This window comes from Paenibacillus taichungensis (assembly GCF_003287275.1).
GTDB classification, from domain to species: Bacteria; Bacillota; Bacilli; order Paenibacillales; family Paenibacillaceae; genus Paenibacillus; species Paenibacillus taichungensis_A.
On the sequence record NZ_QEVW01000029.1, the window covers coordinates 1 to 21,874 of the forward strand.

General features: G+C 36.7%; 19 protein-coding genes. 1 reads left to right on the forward strand and 18 read right to left on the reverse strand.

Going from position 1 to position 21,874, the window contains the following annotated elements:
- Together DC345_RS29625 and DC345_RS29630 are read right to left on the reverse strand one after the other, a co-directional pair.
- On the reverse strand, nt 1-1,907 hold a 1,907-nt coding region (locus DC345_RS29625), incomplete at its 3' end, for an S-layer homology domain-containing protein (RefSeq protein WP_181586779.1).
- A 505-nt stretch (nt 1,908-2,412) separates the two neighbouring features.
- Nucleotides 2,413-2,610, reverse strand: coding sequence for a cold shock domain-containing protein (locus DC345_RS29630; RefSeq protein ID WP_024631599.1), 198 nt, complete (start codon nt 2,608-2,610; stop codon nt 2,413-2,415).
- 328 nt (nt 2,611-2,938) lie between these two features.
- On the opposite strand from DC345_RS29630, the gene DC345_RS29635 reads away from it, so the two are divergent.
- Entirely contained in the window at nt 2,939-4,081 is a 1,143-nt protein-coding gene (locus tag DC345_RS29635) for a DUF4309 domain-containing protein (protein WP_113056187.1), read from the forward strand.
- A gap of 127 nt (nt 4,082-4,208) precedes the next feature.
- Here the strand turns inward: DC345_RS29635 and fliT are convergent, their stop codons facing one another.
- The 16 genes from fliT to DC345_RS29715 form a co-directional block, all read right to left on the reverse strand.
- Nucleotides 4,209-4,565: a flagellar protein FliT gene (gene fliT / locus DC345_RS29640; RefSeq protein ID WP_113056188.1), complete on the reverse strand. Its 357-nt coding sequence runs from the start codon at nt 4,563-4,565 to the stop codon at nt 4,209-4,211.
- A complete protein-coding gene (gene fliS / locus DC345_RS29645; RefSeq protein WP_113056189.1) occupies nt 4,562-4,945 on the reverse strand; it encodes a flagellar export chaperone FliS in 384 nt (127 codons plus the stop codon). Before fliS ends, fliT begins: the two co-directional genes overlap by 4 nt.
- 21 nt (nt 4,946-4,966) lie before the next feature.
- Complete coding sequence (gene fliD / locus DC345_RS29650) at nt 4,967-6,538, reverse strand: flagellar filament capping protein FliD (RefSeq protein WP_113056190.1); 1,572 nt, start codon at nt 6,536-6,538, stop codon at nt 4,967-4,969.
- Nucleotides 6,539-6,550: 12 nt separating this feature from the next.
- Entirely contained in the window at nt 6,551-6,940 is a 390-nt protein-coding gene (locus DC345_RS29655; RefSeq protein WP_113056191.1) for a flagellar protein FlaG, read from the reverse strand.
- A 288-nt stretch (nt 6,941-7,228) separates the two neighbouring features.
- Complete coding sequence (gene rfbH / locus DC345_RS29660; RefSeq protein WP_258530921.1) at nt 7,229-8,578, reverse strand: lipopolysaccharide biosynthesis protein RfbH; 1,350 nt, start codon at nt 8,576-8,578, stop codon at nt 7,229-7,231.
- Between the two features lie 22 nt (nt 8,579-8,600).
- A complete protein-coding gene (locus DC345_RS29665; RefSeq protein WP_113056192.1) occupies nt 8,601-10,253 on the reverse strand; it encodes a glycosyltransferase family 2 protein in 1,653 nt (550 codons plus the stop codon).
- Nucleotides 10,254-10,333: 80 nt separating this feature from the next.
- Nucleotides 10,334-11,023, reverse strand: a complete 690-nt coding sequence (locus DC345_RS29670) for an LbetaH domain-containing protein (protein WP_113056193.1) — start codon at nt 11,021-11,023, stop codon at nt 10,334-10,336.
- A gap of 71 nt (nt 11,024-11,094) precedes the next feature.
- Nucleotides 11,095-12,240: an FkbM family methyltransferase gene (locus DC345_RS29675; protein ID WP_113056194.1), complete on the reverse strand. Its 1,146-nt coding sequence runs from the start codon at nt 12,238-12,240 to the stop codon at nt 11,095-11,097.
- Between the two features lie 98 nt (nt 12,241-12,338).
- Nucleotides 12,339-13,226, reverse strand: coding sequence for a CatB-related O-acetyltransferase (locus DC345_RS29680; protein WP_113056195.1), 888 nt, complete (start codon nt 13,224-13,226; stop codon nt 12,339-12,341).
- A gap of 20 nt (nt 13,227-13,246) precedes the next feature.
- Entirely contained in the window at nt 13,247-14,140 is an 894-nt protein-coding gene (locus tag DC345_RS29685) for an NAD-dependent epimerase/dehydratase family protein (protein ID WP_181586780.1), read from the reverse strand.
- Nucleotides 14,140-15,315: a UDP-N-acetylglucosamine 2-epimerase gene (gene neuC, locus DC345_RS29690; protein WP_258530922.1), complete on the reverse strand. Its 1,176-nt coding sequence runs from the start codon at nt 15,313-15,315 to the stop codon at nt 14,140-14,142. Before neuC ends, DC345_RS29685 begins: the two co-directional genes overlap by 1 nt.
- 2 nt (nt 15,316-15,317) lie before the next feature.
- Nucleotides 15,318-16,349, reverse strand: a complete 1,032-nt coding sequence (locus tag DC345_RS29695; protein ID WP_113056197.1) for an N-acetylneuraminate synthase family protein — start codon at nt 16,347-16,349, stop codon at nt 15,318-15,320.
- A complete protein-coding gene (locus tag DC345_RS29700; protein ID WP_113056198.1) occupies nt 16,330-18,105 on the reverse strand; it encodes a thiamine pyrophosphate-binding protein in 1,776 nt (591 codons plus the stop codon). Before DC345_RS29700 ends, DC345_RS29695 begins: the two co-directional genes overlap by 20 nt.
- Nucleotides 18,106-18,124: 19 nt before the next feature.
- A complete protein-coding gene (gene rfbG, locus DC345_RS29705) occupies nt 18,125-19,201 on the reverse strand; it encodes a CDP-glucose 4,6-dehydratase (RefSeq protein WP_113056199.1) in 1,077 nt (358 codons plus the stop codon).
- Nucleotides 19,186-19,959, reverse strand: a complete 774-nt coding sequence (rfbF, locus tag DC345_RS29710; RefSeq protein WP_113056200.1) for a glucose-1-phosphate cytidylyltransferase — start codon at nt 19,957-19,959, stop codon at nt 19,186-19,188. Before rfbF ends, rfbG begins: the two co-directional genes overlap by 16 nt.
- On the reverse strand, nt 19,956-21,863 hold the full coding sequence (locus DC345_RS29715) for a glycosyltransferase (protein WP_113056201.1): 1,908 nt from the start codon (nt 21,861-21,863) through the stop codon (nt 19,956-19,958). Before DC345_RS29715 ends, rfbF begins: the two co-directional genes overlap by 4 nt.
- Nucleotides 21,864-21,874: the final 11 nt, after the last annotated feature.

Here is a 21,874-nt window from a genome sequence, read left to right on the forward strand (position 1 = left end):
TCATTCGTTTGTAACGTAATTACGCTAAATACTTCATTAAATGGCAACACGATGCCCTGAGCATTTTTCAGTTGTAACGCTAGATACGCACCGTCTGAATAGTATTCGTAGCTACTTCCGCTTGTGTTTTCTAATTTGTCTTTACTACCAATCCCATTTTTAGAACTCCAATTGAAGCTTACCGCTCCGCTATTCAGGTCACTTGCTTCCTCAACCTTGGTTACTGAAGTATCTGGTGCTGCATAAGCCGCTACTGTCACTTCAGTTGCCTCTCCAGCATTGTAACCTTCTTTTGCTGCATAGCGAACTTCATAGGTTCCTGCTGCCAAACTAGTGATCTCGTTGCCCGTAACTTTCGTCCATCCAGCCTGCGAACCTTTCAAGCGATACTCCATTGCTTCTGTTACACCGGTAATTGTCCCGTCATTCCCTAGTTCAGTCACAGATTTGGTGCTCATGCCAGTTGGGGAAGGTTGATTAATTGCTCCACCTGTAGAACCACCGCCAGACCCACCACTAGAAGATCCACCTGAAGAAGAACCGCCACTTGAAGATGAAGTTGTAGTAGATGGTGTGTTTACAATAATGCTACCTTTCTGGTCACCCTGGACATTGCTCGGTCTTGCATCAAAAGTAGAATTTTGAGAACCAGAATTAAGTGTTACTGTTGTAATATTGGAAGCACCCAGTAATTTAGAGATCGCGTTTAATACCATATTTACAACTTGTGTACCGCTGCTGAGTTGAATTGTATTATTAGCTGCTGCAGCATCTACAGTTATATCTTGAATTGAACCACGCAGCAATTGCACAGTTACAGAGGCACTAAAGAGATCAACGTCGTCAAATTTACCATTCAATTGTACTGTTGCGTTCGCCGGCAGTTCTTTGGCCAATTCAACATCAGTAAAACCTTCACCGTTCAGATCGTTCTCTTCCAATTTAGCAGAAGACTGAACGATAACCTTCTGAGCTGTAGTGGTACCTTCAGCTACTAGACGAACTGTACCATCCTTTTTATTAACTAAAATATTGACCAGCACTGAATCCACGAAATGAATAGAGTTTTCGCCGCCACCCTCGACGTTAGTGGTGCCGTGAACTTTTACGTTTTTGATTGTTACGTCTCCACTGCCAATACCTGCTGCAAGTAACAGATTGCCTTTAATTTCGTAGTTTTCCAGAGTTACGCCAGGCACATTAATAATCACATCGCCGTTGACAATCTTTGTCTCTTGCGAATTTCCGTAAATTCCAGCCTTATCAATAGTTACTGTTTCTGCCGCAACTTCACGATTACTCATGGCAGAGTCAATCAGAACCACCGCTTCTGCACGAGTTAGCTGCTTCTGGGCTTGGAATGTACCATCTGGATAGCCTTTCATGATTTCCTTTTCTATAACTGCTGCAATGCTCCCTTGGCTCCACGCAGGAATCTTACCTGCATCCGTAAATTGTCTGATTCCTTCGGTGCTGCTAGTGTCCAATCCAAGAATACTTGAAATCATTGTCGCAGCTTCCTGACGACTTACGTTGGAACCAGGGTGGAAGGTATTATCCGAGTACCCTTTCACATAACCAGCATTGACTGCTTTTGCTACATCGTTATATGCCCAGTTGGACGGGGACAAATCTTTAAAATTAGCTGCGCTTGGGTCTGTGAATCCAAACATGCGATTAACCAATGTAATGAATTCGGCGCGCGTAATAGAATTATTCGGTTTTACTGAACCATCTTGATAACCTTTCAAGCTACCATTCTCAATCCAGCTTTGAATTTGTTGCTCTGCCCAGTGTCCTTGTACATCATTTACAGATTGTGCAGATACAGCACTAAGCGAAGACAATGCCATACTCAAACTTAGAGCACTAACAACTGCTCCACGTAGTTTCTTCTTTTTACTCATGTTATCCTCCTAAAGTCTTATGTATTATCCATCCAAAATCGTTTTAACAGGTTGTTAGCTGATTAGTAGAAATCTAACAATCTGTTATATGAGTCTAATTAACTACCAAACTAGATATATACTACCATATGTTAATAGAATTATTCTACTATATTTTAACTTTTTAATAATAGTTCAGGAAGGGAACTAGTATTCTTTCCCACAAAACCTCACTATTTACAACCCTTGTCCTGCTACTCAGCGTCAAATTTGCATATTTACCCCATCGACCTTTCAGTATTGTGCATTGCTAAGAATGTTACCAAGTCTGATTCCAGAATGAGCTCATAAAGTGCCTCAAGTAACATAATACAACTATTAAAAACTTTCCTGCGACTAGACTTTCACAGGGTCTTCTTGACTTTACGCAAACAAAAAAAGACCCCGGAAAAACCGGAGTCTGATGCTAGCGATAATTCAATTGGTAACCACCTAACCATATATGTAGGTCGGATTGTCCGGATGATTATAATTTGATTACGTTAGCTGCTTGCGGTCCACGCGCGCCTTCGACGATGTCGAATTCTACGGATTGACCTTCTTCCAAAGTTTTGAATCCTTCGGATTGAATTGCGGAGAAATGTACGAATACGTCGCCGCCATCTTCAGTTTCAATGAAACCGTAACCTTTTTCTGCGTTGAACCATTTTACTTTACCTTGCATGCACTAACATTCCCTTCGTCATCAAATGAAGTGAGGTTGTGTCAAAGACCCTTGCCCACAACTCAGATAATACCATCCAAAGTTATCCATTGTCAATTGGTAAAGTAAATGTTTTCTTGGAATTTTTTTGTAGATTAATCAGAGGTTTTGTTGAATGGTGGGGGATTGTTAATAATGAGGGTTGTTAGTCTAGTGATAGATCTATTTTTGTGTATTAATTACAGATTTAATTGGAATTACTCTACTGTGCGAATAACAGCAAAAATGATACAATTTATAAAGTTTCAAATTACATATTTTTACTATAATAGCCAGAGGAGAATCAACAATGATCTATTCAAAGTATTACAGAAAGTGGAACTTACTAGCAATACTAATTTTCGCCAGTATCACATTATGCACATTACTAATGCTACCGACAACTGCCGCTGCAAAAGAAAAACAACTCTCTGCCGATCAACTCAAAAGTAAGAGCCGTCTCTCCTTCACACTGCGGGATGCAAATCAAACGTCTTATACCGTTTATATATTCGCGGACGATGAAAAGAAATCTACCCTTACAGAACCTAATGACTGGACTAACAATAAAACAGGCGACAAAAGTTATTCTGGAACGTATCGTGCAGTGCTTCTAAAAAAAGGAGCTAAGTATGGAACCGTTCAAACTACTAAGTTACCCATTGAAACCATTATTTTGCCTCAGACCTGGAATTATACAATCCAAGGAAAAGAATCAGGAACACCTGACCTATTAATGCTTACAGATTGGGGGACTTCCAACTTCAATGAGGTGCACACTTATATAATCCGTTTTGGTGTGTTACAACCAATAAAATTCACCGACAATAAAGGCAAAAAGATTTCCGACACATACTGGGCTTCCAGAAATAATGGTATCCGCAGTTTGTCAGGCTCTAGAGTACAATTCAAATTTTATAACAATATGCAGTTCAAGTATGCAGTCGATACATTCAAGCTAAATGTTAACAAGCTGGAGCTGCGTCTCAACGATACCCGTTATTTGGATCAATCCTCTTGGCCTAACTCCGGAATGGGGGACCGTTCCTACCTGGAAAGTCTTAAGGCCGCTGCATCAAAGGGCATGTTGCCAGGTCGCTCTGACATCAAGATTGGAATGACTCTCAAGTCCGTGCAAAACAATCTAAATAAACCTAAGTCTCGTGGAAACGAGGAATGGGGAGCCTTTTATTACTATCCTCAATTTGGCTTAGGCTTTGATTCGTACATGCATGAACTGAATGCCAAATCGAGGGTAGCCATCCTACAACTTTATAACGAGAAACAAAACCTCGCTCCACAAAATGTGCGGCTCTGGTTGGGTAAACCTTCTAATGAATATTATAACGAAGCGTTTGGCGGATATGAAATGACCTACAGACTGGGGAAACACACATTAGTGTTTAATTATGAAGAAGAGGACGATTTAATCGATTTTACGAATATTTATTGAGCAAGTACTATTCCTACTCATCCTTTAAATTCACATTTCCAGAAGTAATATCCCAATCGTTTTATGTACGAAGACCAGCATTGCAAAAAGCAATGCTGGTCTCAACAGTCAAAAATTTGCACTTTATTTATTTGCGTTTATCCATCAAATAACTATCTACTGCGTAATTGTTCTCATATACGCTTCGCTGAGATCTTGCTGCACTTCGCTGGATCAGCCACTGCTGCGCCTCATTTTTAAGAGATAACATGTGACCCTGTATTCTCTCATCCCAACCCAAAATACGCTTCAGCTCATCTTGTTGTTGGTGATCCATCTCTTGATTATTAAGAATCTCTTGCAGTTGTTCCACCAGTACCTGTCTCTGATCAACAAAATTTTCGGCCTCATCGGAACTTTTTGTTTCCAATTGCAACACAAAACTTTGCGTAAGTTCCAAAAGTTTATTTAAAACCGTATTTATCACTTCATGATCGCTATTCATTCACTGATGTCCCTAATGGTTGACTTACTGGCGGCGACCCAGGTTTCACGAAGTTCCTTTAGATAGTCCAATGCCTCTAATGCATGTTTTGTCTCTTTTTTAATATTTGATTGAATTAACAAATGATTCATATATTCATACATAGAGAATAAATTTTTAGATACAGGATACGAGTGATCCAAGGTAGACATCAGTTCACTAATTATCGTTTGGGCTTTCCCCAAATTAACGTTAGCTTTCATGTAATCCTTGCTTGAAATTCCCTCTATACCAACCTTCACAAATCGGATGGCACCATCATATAGCATAATAACCAACTGTCCAGGCGTAGAGGTTTGTACCGAAGATTGTTTATATTTCTCATAAGGAGATGTAATCATATGGAATTATTCCTCCTTTAATTATTGAAAGTAACTTGATAAACTCGAAGACTGTGATTGGAACTGATTCATCGCTTTTTCCATGGCAGCAAATTGCTTATAATAACGTGTTTCCCATGCTGTCATTTTGCTTTCTAGATCAGAAATTCTTTTGTTATAATTTTTTAGTTGTTCACCCATTATACTTTCAGTCTTCAGAGCCAAGCTTGCGTCAGAATCTCTACTGGAAGTACCTACTTTTTTTACAAACATGTCTAATGTTGAATCTAGCTCAGTTCGCAAACCACTAAATATACCTTTCCCATCGATATCCGAAATGGAGCCACGGAAAATGCTTAAAACTTTATCCGGATTGCTTGACAATGCATCATTAAGTTTGGCTTCATCTATTTGCAACTTACCTTTTTCATAATATTGCCCTGTTGTAATCCCCGCTTCACTTAGACCCTTTAAGTTATTAGTAATAATAAGTCGCATTGAAGTTACTGTTGAACTTAAAATAGTGTCATTTTTTAAAAGTCCACTTTTGGCTCTCTCTTCCCAGTTCTTAATGTCGTCTTCTGTCATATCTTTCTTTTGATCAGCTGTCAGCGGAGTATAGTCTCTATATTTTTGCTCTGATAATTTAGAGTTCATTAACCCCAATAGCTCGTTGTAGGTGTCAACAAATGATTTAATTGTTTCAACAGCTTTAGTGGGGTCAGACTGTGTAGTAATTTTGGAAGGAGTCCCAGACGTCTCTTCCAAAAATGTCAATTTAACACCATTCACTGTTAGTGTATCGCTATCAGTGTCGAAAGGTTTACGTGTGGGATCTAAGGCACTAGTAATATAAACCTTACCTTTTGTAAAATTAAGAGTACCCCCTTCACCAAACTTTTTCCCATTACCTAATGGCTCTTCAGTAGTGTCAGAGAAATTGAGTACTGAGAAAAGAGAACTGGATCCAGATTCGTTAACAATTGTTTCTTCACCCGTATCTGGATCAGTAATCTTCCTTTCGCCCAAATCTGTGATCGTTTTACCATACTCTTTACTAGTAATTGTGAATTTACCGCTCACCTCATCAAAAGCTGCGGTTACTGTAGAGATGGATGAGTTAATACGTGCAACCACCGTAGATATTGAATCTTCTTTTAAAAATTGAACTGTTTTCCCATTTATATTAAGGTCATATTGAGCTTGTCCTGTATTACCTGATAACTCTCCCAACGTAGTGCTTGATTTCGCAGTAGCGCTATTCGTTGTAAGTAAACCCGAATTGCTCTGTATACCAGACTTTTTGGCGAGTGTCTCCACTTCAACAGTCAAAGCTACAGGGCTAGCATCCGCATTCGCTTCTGCTCTAACTGCTGTTGTATTACCACTGACCGTTGATTTTTGAGTATTTGTCGCATTAGACAGGTTCATGTTCACAAGTTTTTGACTAAACTGGACAATTTTGCTATTAAGTTCCCTATAGCTATTTCTTGTCCAATCGAGAATTTGTTTCTGTTGATTCAATTTATCCAGCGGAACTCTCTTCACTGCCATAAGGGACTTAACCATACTATCAATATCCATACCGGAAAATCCGTTTATCCTTGTAACCATTTATATCGCCCCCTATACTTTCTCATCTATAATAATCCCGGCTATTTCCATCATCTTGGCTACCAAATCCAAAGTCTTTTCAGGCGGAATTTCGCGAATCAACTCGCCTGTTTCTTTATTAAGCACTTTGACCAGAATTTGATGTGTTTTCTCATGAACACTCATTTCCAAGGTAGTTGTAGGCCCCTGTAGAGCCTTAACCGCCCTATCAATCGCTTTGATAAGGTGCTCATCTCCAAAAGGAATGTTAACCCCTTGCTGTTCCAGCTTGGATAAATCCACTCCATTCCTGACTGCTTGCAAAAGTTTACTGTTTGGATTTTGTGATATATCGCTTGGCTGACTTATTGAACCTGACGTTCCATTCACCATATTCGTCGAAAGTGAAAATTGTAGATTCATCGTTCATCCTCCGATGGAATTATTTATTATATTTATCGGTCAGTGAAGAGAAAGTATGAAGAGATTATACTCATATTCATATAAAAGAGATTTCCCAGGGAAATTAAATTATAAATGCAACGATAGTTCAAATGACCATCGCTGCAACAAATCAATTTTTATTTAGCCGAGACAGTTAAAATTTTCCATCTCTCATTACGAAGATCAAAAGATTCGTTTACCGTTCGACTTGCTCAACACACGCCCTTGCGTTATTTGCAGACTCCGAAGAAGATAGAAGCCCGATTGTTAGAATCTCGCTGCCTGTACAAATTGGTTAATAACTTCAATCATATAATCCAGTTTCCCCTCAGTCATCCCTGGGTAAACCCCTATCCAGAAGCTTTGATTCATCGCAAAATTAGTATTGGATAAATTGCCTATTTGTCTGAATCCCTCCTGTTCTTCCCTCATTGTGTCAAAGCAAGGATGCATTATCAAATTACCAGCAAAGAGCATTCTGGTCTGAACGCGATGCTCCTCCAAATATCCGACAATATCATCTCTCGTGAAACCAACATTTTCCTTTACCCCGATCAGAAAACCAAACCAACTAGGCTCAGAATTTTCAGTGGGCTCAGGTAAAAGCAACACATCGCTTAATGGCTGAAGTTGCTCTCTTAAATAATTCCAATTGTTGATTCTTGCCGAGATAAATGACTCTAGTTTCTCCAGTTGTGCACAGCCAATCGCTGCCTGCATATCTGTTATTTTTAGATTGTAACCAAAATGAGAATAAACATATTTATGATCATATCCAAAAGGTAATTGGCCATGCTGACCGTTAAATCTATTACAACAAGTATTATCCATTCCGGAAGGACAATAACAATCCCTTCCCCAATCTCTTAATGATTGAATAATTTTGGATAATAAATGATTGTTTGTATAAACAGCTCCCCCTTCCCCCATTGTCATGTGATGAGGAGGATAAAAACTGGAGGTTCCTATATCACCTATGGTTCCAGTCAACTTCCACTCTCCATCAATATAATATTTAGAACCTAAAGCATCGCAGTTATCCTCAATAAGCCATAATTGGTTTTCAACGCACCATTTTTTCAACTCGCCAAGATCAAATGGGTTTCCTAACGTATGTGCAATCATGACTGCTTTTGTCTTTTCACTTAATGCTTCATTTAATTGAGCACAATTAATATTGTATTCTGGTAGAGTGATGTCTACAAATACTGGAACTGCTCCATATTGAATGATAGGAGCCACGGTAGTGGGAAATCCTGCCGCGACCGTTATAACTTCATCTCCAGGCAATATTCTTCTGTCTTTAAGTAATGGAGAAGTAAGCGACATAAATGCCAACAAGTTAGCACTTGATCCAGAATTACAAGTGTAGCAATGTTTCACACCCAAGAAACGGGCAAACTGTTTCTCGAATTGTTTGGTATACCTTCCAGAAGTTAACCAAAACTCCAGACTCGAATCCATTAGGTTCACCATTTCATTTTCATCATAGACTCGCCCAGCATAATCAATACGGTGGGACTCAAACTCTTGTGAACTTTCTTCGTTCCTTTTCGTCTGATAGTACTCTTTGGTTAATTGCAGGATTTCCATCTTAATTTGATCACTATTCTTCAAATCGCTGCTCTCCAATCTATTGTTATTTAGACCAACAATACCATTTACCAATTATGCCGGAAATAACATTGGAAGGCTCTAGCTCATTAAGTAATCTTACCTCTTGATCATTTATTGCACATACAGCAAGTGTTCCATCATCAGCAAGCATACTTCTAATTTTTTCAAGACTTTGTGGCATACTCATGACCTGCTCAATGTTGCTTTCTAACAAAATATAATCATAGGCAATATCAGTTGGTGTATCAATTATATTCTCTTCTACTACTATCACTTGGTCGGTAAACGTCCTCAAATCAGACGCATAGCGTATGTCTTCGATCCAATAACACAAATTAATGCTTTTTAGGCCGGCCTCTTTATAAATATTTTTAATTTTAAGGGGGCTTGAGCCAAATCCTGAATTAATACCCAGAATATTAACATGCTCTGTTAATTTAATGTTCAGTGATTGTATAAATGTTTCATCATAACAAAACCCAGTACTCCAAGCATCTATACCATGTCGCTCTATAAATAAGTTGCGACTTTTTTCGAGAGTATTATCTTTTACTTGAGCTTCTTTAAGAGTCACACTCCCAAAGTGATGGCAGTAACAGTCTTTGGCTAATATCATTTTGTATCCTGCATGTCTTAAACGTATGGCTAGTGAGTCGTCACTAAACTCTCCATAAACAAAGTACTTATCATGACCCCCTACCCCTTGAGATGAAAGTGCAACATCACTCCTATAGAAAGTAAGAGGGTTAACTAATCTCGTTCTTTCTTCCCATCGAGCTGGGTCAGATTTATTATTTTGTTTTGCAAACAGATGCATCTCTTCAAGTGTTGAGTATTGGGTTGAAATAGTTTGAAAATTTGAAACATTAGGTGTGGTTGGTACTACCATTGCAATTGTAGGATCAGATTGTATACAACTAATTAAATTATCTAAATATCCTTCAGTAACAATTACATCATTGGAAATAACCAACAAATACTCACCCTCAAAAATTCTATTTATAGCGCCTGCTATAATATTTAACGAATTCTCCTTAAGCGTAAATATTTTACTTGGAGAAAGCGATTCAAAAAATTCAGAGGTACCATCGGTAGAACCGTTATTTATAAGAACTAATTCATAATCAATATAATTAGGAGTATATTTAAGTACACTTTGGATACATTGTTGTGTATACTCGAGTTTGTTATAAGCGATAACAGCAATGGTTACTTTATACTTATACACTCCCGTTTCCAAACTTCTATCGATATAATGATTTGCAGTTAGCTTGACGAATTCATCTTTATAATGAAGGATTTCTTTTTCCTTGTTACCAAATATACTAGTGAAATAATAAAAATCATAATAAAAGTCTTGTAATATAGGGATAAGCTCAAATTCCACTTTACCGATTAGTCTCTCTGATCTTGTCCGAGCCAGTTGTAATATATTTTGTATAGAATACAATAAATTTTCACAACTAACTGGCCCTGAGATGTGAGGTATCTCTTCTTTTAACATATGAACTGTAGGAACAATCGATTCCAACACACTTTTTATACCTAATGCAATTGTTTCAAACTGCGCATAATCCTTCTTAGAAGCACAATTCTTTAGGTGCACAGCCACTTCAATTAACGTATTAATCATTTCTAATACCTGTTCAATCATTCCTTGTTTCTTATCTTGCATTGTTATCCTTCTCCATCCGTATACTGCTCAGCAATTAATTATGATGCAGCTATAGAGTATATAAATTATATGTTATAATTTCAATGAATTGGCACGTTAAAGTACTGCTGTGCTGTGCATTCTAGTTTCACTCTCTGTCTAAGTTCAAGTTTTCCTATGCGGTTACGAATGACTACACAATCATCTGGAACTTCTGTATTGTACAAAGTGGCTCCCGCTCCAATAGATACTCTATCTCCAATTTTCTTATTTCCCATTATTGATGCACCTGCTCCAAGAAACAGACCCTTCCCTAAATTCGGTGCAGGGTTCCCCTCATCATCGAATCCAGTGTTAATAGTTACATTTTGAAGAACCACTAAAAAATCGGAGTAATTTGCTTTTCCTAAGACTGAGCCTACAGGATGCCCAAACAAGAAGATATTAGGTAATTGCACATTATAAGTAAAGAACATACCGTTTAAAAGTTTATTCAACATGACCATTTTGTCACATAAAATCTTATTTTGAGAAATATTCCATAAACTATTTGATAAATAATATATAAATTGACTATATTGATCTGAATGAAGATGAGAAAAACAGGCTCTACCCTCTTTTGTATATCCTGTCGATGTAATTTTTTCAAAACAATATTCTGTTCGCTCTAATGCCAGATTCATTGCCGAATCAACGTCACTTCCAACAAAATGATACCCGTCTGGAAAGAAATGTTTAAGTTGAGAACCTATATAATCCTTCAGTTCGGATTTTGGTAACGATAGAAACATATCCTCAAAGACCACCCTTTATTCAAAATATAGCTAGTATAAACTAGCGATATAATCATGCTATATTAGGATTACAAAACCGCATAACAAACGGTATCAGCAAAAGTTGCTGTATGATGACGGATGAAAATCCTATACTCTGGAACTATTTTTTTTAAGTATAGAGGTATCTCCCACAGATCTGAGGCTTTATGATAGACGCTTATAGCACACTTAGGCTTATTCAAAGTAATAAGTGTCTTCCCTCCTCTAAGTGCAGCCATTTCACTACCCTCAATATCCATTTTCAAAAAAGAAATTGCAGTTCCATCTAAGTGCTCATCTAATCGCACAACTTTCCCTTCTATACTCCCTGTACCATTAATCGTAGTAGCACCTAAATTAGAAAAGTATTTTATATTCTCAGATTTGTCTGATACTCCATAATTGTATAATTGAATCCTCCCTTTTAATTCCTCATTTTCAATATTTACCACATTTGATAAAACACTAAAATTTGATGTATCTAATTCATAACAAATATATTGATTGAATTTGTTTGAGTTTTTCTGTTCCATAAAAGACTCTAACGTATCTCCGATATATGCACCGCAATCCACAAAAACTTCTCCCTCTTCTATTTGGATAAGGTCGTCTGGGAAATACTGTGGACTACTTTCTATAGTGCTATAATCTAAACCCATTAGTAATTCTTCACTCTCTAACATTGAAACAAGCTTATGGTAGAGCACTTTCTTCGAAAACTCATCCTCCATAATGTCGAAAAGTTCACTGATCTTGCTTATTAAAATGCTCTTATCCATTAAAAAAATGTCACTGGATAAAATACGGAGAATTTCGAGAGGATTAGTAATAATTTGATTAATATTTAGCTTTTTAAGTTGATCAGCAATTGCATTTTTTGTACCTAAGGAAATTAATACTGTAACATTGTCACCAAACTCCTGAAGTTCAGAAGTAGGACGACAGACCTTACCATCAACAACTTCTTTGCCCCACTTGTTAGAATCATTGTCACAAAAAAAGTCTACATTAATATTATTATTTTTTAAGTGCCAATATACTTGTTTCCCCACCGCCCCAGCTCCAAAAAGGCATATATAAAATCTATGATTATTTGTCTCTTTGCTAAGAGAAGACATCAAACAATCAAGTTCATTTTTTGCCAAATCAAATCTATTATTGATCAAATCGATTGCCTTTTTTTTGTACTCCATTTCGAAAACCCCTCTTTTAATAAATCAAACATGACAAAAAATAAATATAAAAAATTGTGTAATTTATAATAAATTCTCGAAACTTTCTATTCCAAGTTCTATAGAACATGCCTTTTAAAGAACTCCTCGTTGTTAAGAAAATATTTGCCGTTTTGTTTAATCTTTTTATCCGACCAATTCCACCATTCAATCTTGTTCAATATTTTTATTTCAGATTCACTAAATCTATACTTAATAATTTTTGCTGGCACACCTACTACAACAGCGTAATCGGGAATATCTTTAGTAACAACAGCTCCTCCTCCTACAATTACACCATTACCAATTTTCACTGAAGGTAGTATTAGCACTCCCGCACCAATCCAGACATCATTACCAATTTCAATTTGTTTGTTTTTTGAGATTTCAGATAGACGTTGTGTGTCCTCATCTTCTATTAATCCATAACGTGATTCGTATACAAAAGGATGGGTAGTAATAAACTTTGTAGGATGATTTATAAAACCAATCTCAGCTGTTTCGTTAATAGAACAAAATGCACCCACTCTGCTTAGTAACGTACCTGGCTTACAATGTTTGAAAAAACCATAGGAGTGTTTCCCAATTTCAACACCATTTATTTTTGTCGGATACCTATATCCCGGACCCGCGTAAATTAAGTAGAAATCCACTTCATGCTGCAGCAATATGTCTTCTAACTGATAAGTTATATCATATGAATATGTGCATGCCACCAATACAATGAATTCTCCTCTATTAAACTCTGAAATTCTAGAGGGATTTTCAATTGGAATATCTAAGTGCCTGGTTCCCCATAACGCACTATTATTATCAACAAAAAAATGATCTTTGTTGAAAAGCCTTAGAACCGTGGACACTTCTTTTCCAACATTGCCCGCTCCGAAAATAATGACATTTTTATTTTGTAAGACTTCTGTCAAATTAGATATTTTAGATATAATTTCTAAAAATCTAGACTCACTCATACATCACATAAATCCTCTCTTTATAAAATAAAACTACTAGTCTTTATATTTGATATCCCTTCATTAAAACATGTTTGTGGCTTCCAGTTAAGCTCTCTCTGAACTTTCCCGACATCTGCTCTTAGCTGCACAACTTCTTTTCCCAAGTTTGCATTAAAAATCAAATTAGAGTCTGGACTTATTACCTCTCTAACCTCTAAAATGAACTCCTTTAGAGGACGGTTATCTCCTGATGCTAAATTGTACAATCCTTCTTTTTTTTGTTCACCTAGCAGATATAAAGCATTTGCTGCATCATTCAGGTATAAAAAATCCCAAAATTGTTCCCCGCTTGTAAGTTCAGGAGTCTTCCCATCACTAAAACATTTAAACAAGTACGAAATTAACGTATTAGGATTGTCTCCTTCTCCATAAACACTAAATACTCTTACCCAAGTTAACGAAATTCCTATTTGCTTAGCCAGGCAACTCAGGATTTGGTAACAGGCGAGTTTACACGCACCATATGCAGTATTAGGATTTGTAGGGGTATTTTCATTAATTTTCTCGTTACATATTATCCCATACTCAGCTTGGGAGCCAGTAACAATAAACTGCTTGGCGCCTAGCTGACTAGCTACTTGCATTGCTTCCACAGTCTGCCCAATGTTCTTCATCTGACCTGAAAAATCATTTCTCTCGCCTTCCCATGCAAGGTGATAGAACACATCTATATTCTTTACGTAGCTCCCCAAATTCGAGATGTTTTTCATGTCCATCTCAATAATTTGAATACCTTCAATGCCATGTAAACGTTTAAGCCTTTTAGAATTTTCTCTTACAACTACGTATACAAAAATCCCTTTCCTTACCAACTCTGATAATAGACCAAAACCCAAAAAACCTGTCCCACCAGTTACTACAGCTGTCTCCATCAGAAACATACCTCATTAATATAATTTTGAATAGCTTGCTCAGTTACTCCTATATCAACAAACTTCTTTTGAGTGGATTCTTCATATTTTGATTTCAATGCTTCGACAAATAAACTTGCACTATTTCCAGTTCCGAAATAACTTGAGGCAATTTTGTGAGAATCAATTTGATTAATACACGATAATATAGATTTATTTTGACCATCGGTATGCTGAACATTTCTTAGATAAGACTTATGATATCTCCCCTGCTGCCTGCTTCCCAAGTCAATCGCAGGTAATCCATAAACACAGGCTTCACGTATCCCTGCACTTGAATTGCCAATTATAAATTGAGCATGTTTTAGCAAAGATAAGAAATCCTCAAACGGTAACGACTGGAACAGCTTGTATCTTTCATGTTTTTTATATTTTTCAATTTCATTAATGATGATATCGCTACCTGAATCATTGTTTGGATAGACAATAATATAATTATTTTTGCTTTCTTCAGTAGCAAGCATTAGTTGTTGAATATGATATTGGATTGAGGATAATTCTGTTGTCACAGGATGATATATAAGGATTGCAAATTTTCGGAAAGTGATCTGGTGCATTTGTTTTACCAAGTCAAGCGATGGCAATTGAGATGAAAGCATAACATCTATATCAGGTGAGCCGATAACGAAAATATTTTCTTCCTTTTCTCCAAGCTGAAGTATTCTTAATTTACACTCATAGTTCGCAACAAAATGAAACTGCGCCATCTTACTAATAGAATGTCTAATCGATTCATCAACCGTGCCGGTTACTTCTCCGCCTTCTACATGTGCAACTAGAATATTATTAAGCATTCCTGATATTGCTCCTGCTAAAGCTTCAACTCGATCTCCATGAACCACAAGTAGGTCCGGCTTCACTTCTTGTAAATATACATTTAAATCCATTAAAGTATTCGCAAGATCTATATCCATGTTCTTGCTATGATTTATTGCTGTTGCACAGTATACATTTTCAAAATTATCATCCAGCACTGATTGATAAGTATACCCAAATCTTTCCAGCAAGTGCATTCCACACACGTATACAAACACATTAAAACTCTTTTGTGCTTCTTTTATAAGTGGTTTCAATTTCCCATAATCTGCTCTCGTACCAGTTATGAAAACAATTTTTTCGATTTTTTTCTTTTTCACAATTATTCTACCATTCCCCAAGAAATGTGTGTGTCTGCTTTGATATCAACTGTAGCTTTTTTCCCAATAAGATCTTCGTAATCAATGGCTTTTATTTCACCAGTTCCCGGTCGTTTAACCCATATATTGTCATTCGTAAATGGTTGACCAGCAGAAATTTCCGCAATAGATACTACAGTTGCAAAGGCGAAATCAATTGTCACTTGTTCCTCGGCTAACGCAACTTTTTCACCACCTCGCATCTGGAATACTTCATTAGATGCATTTAATAGCTCTTTTAGCTCATTTTCATCCATTGAACATACGATATCATTCCCTGCTCGGTCCATAGTGTCAGTAAAGTGCCGTTCCACTACTGATGCTCCTAATGCCATAGCAGCAATACAGGCATTATTATTTGTAGTGTGATCGGACAAACCAATAGGAACACCAAATTCTCTCAATTTTGTCATAGCACCCAGACGAACAAACTTAGCAGGTGTTGGATACAAATTAGTTGTATGAAGTAAAGCAAATTTACAATTATTTCGATTGAGTATTTCAACAGTACGTTGTATTGACTCCATATTATTCATGCCTGTTGAAATAATCATAGGGCGCTGCATTTTTGAAATTAAATCAATTAAAGGATAATTATTCATTTCACCAGAGCCGATTTTAAAAGCAGAAACACCGAATTTCTCCAACCTTAGAGCTGCTGCCCTACTGAACGGAGTACTCAAATACACCATCCCTTTGGATTGAACATATTGCATTAACTCCCGTTCTTCGGCCTCTCCTAATGCACACTCTTTCATAACTTCGTATATTGATTTTTCTGAATTCCCAGGAATTACGTTTTTAGCCTCACTGCTCATTTCATCTTCAATAATATGGGTTTGATGCTTTAATATTTTTGCTCCTGCTCTGTAAGCGGCATCTACGATCTCAAAGGCAGCCTCTAGGCTTCCATTGTGGTTAATTCCCATCTCAGGAATAACTACAGGTTGATGTGTCTCGCCAATATTGAGATGTTCAATTGAAAAATTTACCATATTTTACATACTCCTCTTCAGATAAAAATGGAGACAAATCGTCAATTGGTGGAGAGTACATACTTCCATCCAGCAATTTTTTACTCATTACTTTCGGTTCAATTGGCTGCTGTGTATCCTGAATGACTTCCAAAAGTCCATATGATTCCAACCCGAGCAACCAGTCAAGCCCGTCACTTACTTCCTCATGAGTTGATATTTTTTTGAAAGGTAACCCATAAGCAAAACTGATCTTCTCAAAGCTCGGAAAACTAATCCCACTATCATTAGTACAACCAGCCAGAGCTCCTCCAAAGAAATTGGTCTGAGTTTGAACAATTGCCTGATATCCAAAATTATTGAAAATAATAAATTTCACAGGTAAATTATTATGAATAATAGTTTGTATTTCTTGAATATTCATCTGGAAACTGCCATCCCCGGTAGCACATAATACTTTTTTTCCTGAAGCAATTGCAGCACCAATAGCAGCTGGTATATCGTAGCCCATCGTACCACAATTTACACTTCCGAAAAGACGCTGTCCTCTTTTTGAAATACCCATTTGCAGCACAGATACACATGCGCAACTGTTACCTACAACTGTAATGTTATCAGCCGGCGCCTTTTCCAAAAGTTCGTTTGCTAAAAAATATGGATTAATTAAGCCACGGTCAACAATCTCAGGTGCCAGCATAAACTTCTCTTTAAGAGTTCCGCAGTATTTTAACCATGGATTTTTGGGCGCAAGTTCTCTCTGCAGCAAATTGTTTAATTTAATAGCTACCTCGGATAAATCCGCATGAATAGGATACTCTATTTTTATCGTATCTTTTTTAAGTTCTTCGGCATCTATATCAACTATAATTTTTTCGGCATTTGGAGCAAATGCCGAAAAATTAAATCCTGTTTGTTTGAATGACATTCTTGCACCCAATGAAACAACTAAATCAGCATTTTGAATAATAAAATTTCCCGTTCTACCACCAAATACACCAAAGTTACCAAAGTATAGTGGATATGAATTCTCAAAGATGTCTGCAATACTAGTAGGACACAGGACAGGAATGTTGAGTTTAGATACAAGTTCGTATACTTCAGGTAAGCAACTAGACTGTCTAACTGCTGAGCCCAAAATTAAAACAGGCGCTTGGGCTTTTTCTATTTTGCCCAAGATAAATTCAATATCACTATCTGTACACGTATTTTCTTGATTAGCTGTAAACCCTACTAACTCTGACTCATCAACCATAGCACCCTGGATATCCAGTGGAATATCAATCCAGCATGGTCCTTTACGGCCATTAGTAGCCTCAAAAATGGCTTTTTCAACATGATATCTAATCTCATTCGGATTATTCACCATTACAGCATACTTCGTCATCGGTCTTACGGAATCAACAATGTTATACTCCTGTTCGCCGAATTGTCTCAAGTTAAGAGCGGTACTCTCAACGGTAGTAGCATATCTTGTCTGCCCTGAAATGACTAACATGGGGATTGAATCCAACCATGAGCACAATACTCCTGTAATTGCATTTGTTCCTCCTGGTCCAGTAGTAACACATGTGACTGCCATCTTGTTATGAATGCGGGCATAACCTTCAGCAGCAATTGCACATCCTTGTTCATGATGATTATATATACAATGTAGATCTTCATGTCTTCCAAATGCATCATTCAAATGCATTGCCCCTCCCCCTACCACGGAGAACACACTAGTAATTCCATTCTCAACCAACTTTTTTGCTATATAATCAGCAACTCTTATTTTCACCTTAGTTCCCCTCTCTTGATTAAACAAAATACTCTCTAACTTGTTTCATCGTTACTGTATCGCAATTATCGCCATTAACAAAAGATTTGTACCATTCTACAGTTTTATGCATGGACTGGTCGATATTAAATAAGGGCTTCCAACCCAATACAGTATGCGCTTTAGAACAATCCAACTTTAGCGTCCCTGTCTCATGAGGACCTTCAAGTGCATTTGAAACCCACTTCAATCCACTTCCCCATGCTTCACAAAACTTACCTACTAACAAACTTGTATTGATACTTTCGTTGTTATCTGGCCCAAAATTGTAACTTCCTTCATATTTTAACTTGTTTTCATATTGCTTTTGTGCTAGTAATACATAACCTGAAAGACAGTCTAATACATGTTGATAAGGTCTTACAGAATAAGGGTTTCTGACAAGAATAACTTTGTTATTCTGAGCAGCTCTTACACAGTCAGGAATAATTCTATCTTTAGAGAAATCCCCTCCACCAACTACATTACCGGAACGAGCAGTTGAAATAGCTGCTGTATCACCATTTGTAAAATAAGAATTTTTATAACTAAATGTAACCAACTCACTGCATGACTTACTATTTGAATACGGATCATGTCCACATAGGCGATCATTTTCCCTATAGCCCCACATAGATTCTTGATTTTCATATACTTTGTCTGTTGTAATATTCACAAAAGAACGTACAGATTTGCTTTTTCTTATACATTCCAACAAGTTTACAGTTCCCATTATATTAATATCAAATGTAGATACCGGATCCGTATATGAATCCCTTACTATAGGCTGAGCAGCTAGGTGAAAAACAATGTCAGGTTTTGATTCATTCAAAGTCTTTTGAAGACGTTGCATGTCTCGTATGTCCCCAATAGAAGAATTTATATCTTTTGAAATTCCTATAGCATTATATATATTAAGTTTTTCAGATGCCTCGAGTGAATAACCTGTTACGTTAGCTCCAGCATTCAGCAATATACTCGACAACCACGCACCTTTGAAACCTGTATGTCCTGTGACAAGAACATTCTTGTCCTTCCAAAATGAACAATGTTCGATTGAACTCACCAAACCTTCCATGGAGCATCACCATTTTTCCAAAGTGACTCCATATAAGCTTTGTCCCTAACTGTATCCATAGGACTCCAAAAACCGTGATGTCTAAATGCAGCTAATTTTCCTATTTCAGCTATTTTCTCAAGAGGTTCTCTTTCCCATATAGTATAATCCCCATCAATATAATCAAAAATAGCAGGTTCACATACAAAAAAACCACCATTAACCCAACCAACGTCACCTTTTGGTTTTTCTTTAAATGAGCTGATCATATTACCTTCCTCAATATCAATAGCTCCAAATCTGCCTGATGGTTGAACAGCAGTCAACGTTACAATAGATTGACTAGTTCGATGGAAATTGATTAGTTCGTGCATATTCACATCTGCTAGTCCATCGCCGTAGGTTAGTAAAAACGGCTCAGAGTTAATAAACTTCTCAATTTTCTTTATTCTTCCTGCAGTCTGCGTATCTAGTCCAGTATCAACGACTGTGACCCGCCAAGGCTCAGCCTTATTTGAATGAATTTCCATTTCTCCACCTTCACGGAAATCAAACGTTACATCTGAGGTATGCAAAAAATAATTTGCAAAGTACTCTTTTATTACGTTGGCCTTGTAACCACAGCAAATTATAAAATCGTAAAAACCATACGATGAATAACATTTCATAATGTGATGGAGAATAGGATATTCACCAATCTCAACCATCGGTTTAGGCCTGAATATAGATTCCTCGCTTATCCTGGTACCGTAACCTCCAGCTAAAATCACCACTTTCATCCCTTCACACCCTCCTGAATATTAGGTTTGTTAATTTTTAAAACATCAGCAAAAGGAAAGCGTTGAGATATCTCCCTTTCCAAAGTCTCCAAACCAACGAAATCATTAACTTTTTCGAAATATCTCCGATTCCTTTCATAATAACTATACTCTGAACCCAAATTGAGAAGTTTAGAATATAATAACTGTGCATCCTCTAAATAATTATTGCGTAAACACAAATCCCCTAATAGACAAAGGACTTCAATACTGTTAGGCTTTTGTTTCATTGTCTCAATCAACATATCGATAGCAAGTTCATCGAAACCATAATCACTTAAAACTTTACATATCTTAGGCTGAAAATTTGATGTAGTCTTAATCAACTTTTCCACGAGTATTTGAAAATGCTCAAACTCTTGTAAAACAATCATTTGGCGGCAAACTTCTACTAATAATTCTTCCAGAGAAGAAGTTAGTACATATCTATCGTTATCAACATTAATCAATCTTTCTAAAGTACGCTGTTCCTTATTGCTTAAATTCAATAGTTTCTTAATAACGGTTAAATATTTAGTATTCTTCATAAGAAATGAAAGAAGTAATAAATCCTGTGCATTTTCATTTTCTATATTTACTATCTCACCCCAGATCAAGTCGGCTTCCATATAATTCTTGGCATAGATCTTGGAAGTGCCCAGTACATTAGGCTGTACTTGAATATTATAAGTTGTAAGATAGTAATGTAATAAAGGGCTTCTACTCCCGTACATGATATCCAATAATCTTTGTAAATCATCTACACTTTTTATTGTATAGTACTGATGTACTCCCTTCTCAGTTTCCTCTAGACTCTTATTTAGCCTAGCCATTAAATTTAAATATTGTTGGATGGCTGGAGTAAAGTTCTTCTTCAACTCTAGTACCATTCCCACTTCTCTAAAACTATTGTCTATTTGGCCAATCTCCGCATAAAGTTCAGATAATCTCATGTGAGCCATATAGCCACCGCTACCTTCGGTTACAAGTGAACCTTGATCTCCGAGTTCTATGCATTTAATAAAGCAACTTTCAGCTTCACGATAGTATTGAAATTTATGGTATATCATCCCCAAAATAAATCTCATCTCAGTTTCTTTCGGAAATAATACCACAGCATCAGTAAGTATCGACAAAGAATCCTCTTTGTTATTATTTTCTGCTAAAGCATAAGCCAGTTTTGTGAGCAATTCTGGAAGGAAGAGTCTGTCTCGACTTAATGGATATGCCCTTTTAAAAAAATCTACAGCTCTATCATACTTTTGCATTCCGAAGTAAGTTTTCCCCATATTGTATAAGTTATATGCTGTAGGATTTTCTTCTACTTCAAGTTCCATTAAAGGTAGGTTTCGCTTTTGTTTATCTTTTTCTAGCATTTTATCATCAGTATAGCCATCGTGATTAATTGAAAATTCCGATTCTCCCATTGTATAATCTCTAGCGCCATTAAGAATGTTCAAATGTTCATGCAATCTATTCTCATACTTTAATGAAATATCATTCTTAAATAGTCTAATCGCTGTGAAAGTGAAGTTTCTACCCAGAGATATTTCATTCCTGATTTTTAGCAAATAATAATCATAATTAGTTTTTAATTCCTTTTGTAAATCCCCCTTAACTTCCAGATATTCATCAGCGTCTAATACTAATATATAGTCTGAAGTTGCATATTTAAGTGATTCATTTCTTGCAGCTGAAAAGTCATCTATCCATTCAAAGAAATAAATTTTTTCTGTATAGTTACGAGCAATTTTAAGAGTGTTATCGGTCGATCCCGTATCTACAATAATAATCTCATCCACAAGATCCTTGACGCTGTCCAAACAACGATTGAGCACTTGCTCTTCATTTTTGACAATCATACATAACGATACTGTTTTGCTCATAGGTGTCCTCT

Excerpts from the sequence above, each read along its gene's own strand:
- fliS (WP_113056189.1), bottom strand. The coding sequence starts at position 4,945 with ATGATTACATCTCCTTATGAGAAATATAAACAATCTTCGGTACAAACC.
- DC345_RS29695 (WP_113056197.1), bottom strand. The coding sequence starts at position 16,349 with ATGGTAAATTTTTCAATTGAACATCTCAATATTGGCGAGACACATCAA.
- DC345_RS29670 (WP_113056193.1), bottom strand. The coding sequence starts at position 11,023 with ATGTTTCTATCGTTACCAAAATCCGAACTGAAGGATTATATAGGTTCT.
- rfbG (WP_113056199.1), bottom strand. The coding sequence starts at position 19,201 with ATGGAAGGTTTGGTGAGTTCAATCGAACATTGTTCATTTTGGAAGGAC.
- DC345_RS29715 (WP_113056201.1), bottom strand. The coding sequence starts at position 21,863 with ATGAGCAAAACAGTATCGTTATGTATGATTGTCAAAAATGAAGAGCAA.
- DC345_RS29675 (WP_113056194.1), bottom strand. The coding sequence starts at position 12,240 with ATGGAGTACAAAAAAAAGGCAATCGATTTGATCAATAATAGATTTGAT.
- fliT (WP_113056188.1), bottom strand. The coding sequence starts at position 4,565 with ATGAATAGCGATCATGAAGTGATAAATACGGTTTTAAATAAACTTTTG.
- fliD (WP_113056190.1), bottom strand. The coding sequence starts at position 6,538 with ATGGTTACAAGGATAAACGGATTTTCCGGTATGGATATTGATAGTATG.
- DC345_RS29635 (WP_113056187.1), top strand. The coding sequence starts at position 2,939 with ATGATCTATTCAAAGTATTACAGAAAGTGGAACTTACTAGCAATACTA.
- DC345_RS29665 (WP_113056192.1), bottom strand. The coding sequence starts at position 10,253 with ATGCAAGATAAGAAACAAGGAATGATTGAACAGGTATTAGAAATGATT.
- rfbF (WP_113056200.1), bottom strand. The coding sequence starts at position 19,959 with ATGAAAGTGGTGATTTTAGCTGGAGGTTACGGTACCAGGATAAGCGAG.
- DC345_RS29685 (WP_181586780.1), bottom strand. The coding sequence starts at position 14,140 with ATGGAGACAGCTGTAGTAACTGGTGGGACAGGTTTTTTGGGTTTTGGT.
- DC345_RS29680 (WP_113056195.1), bottom strand. The coding sequence starts at position 13,226 with ATGAGTGAGTCTAGATTTTTAGAAATTATATCTAAAATATCTAATTTG.
- DC345_RS29655 (WP_113056191.1), bottom strand. The coding sequence starts at position 6,940 with ATGAATCTACAATTTTCACTTTCGACGAATATGGTGAATGGAACGTCA.
- DC345_RS29630 (WP_024631599.1), bottom strand. The coding sequence starts at position 2,610 with ATGCAAGGTAAAGTAAAATGGTTCAACGCAGAAAAAGGTTACGGTTTC.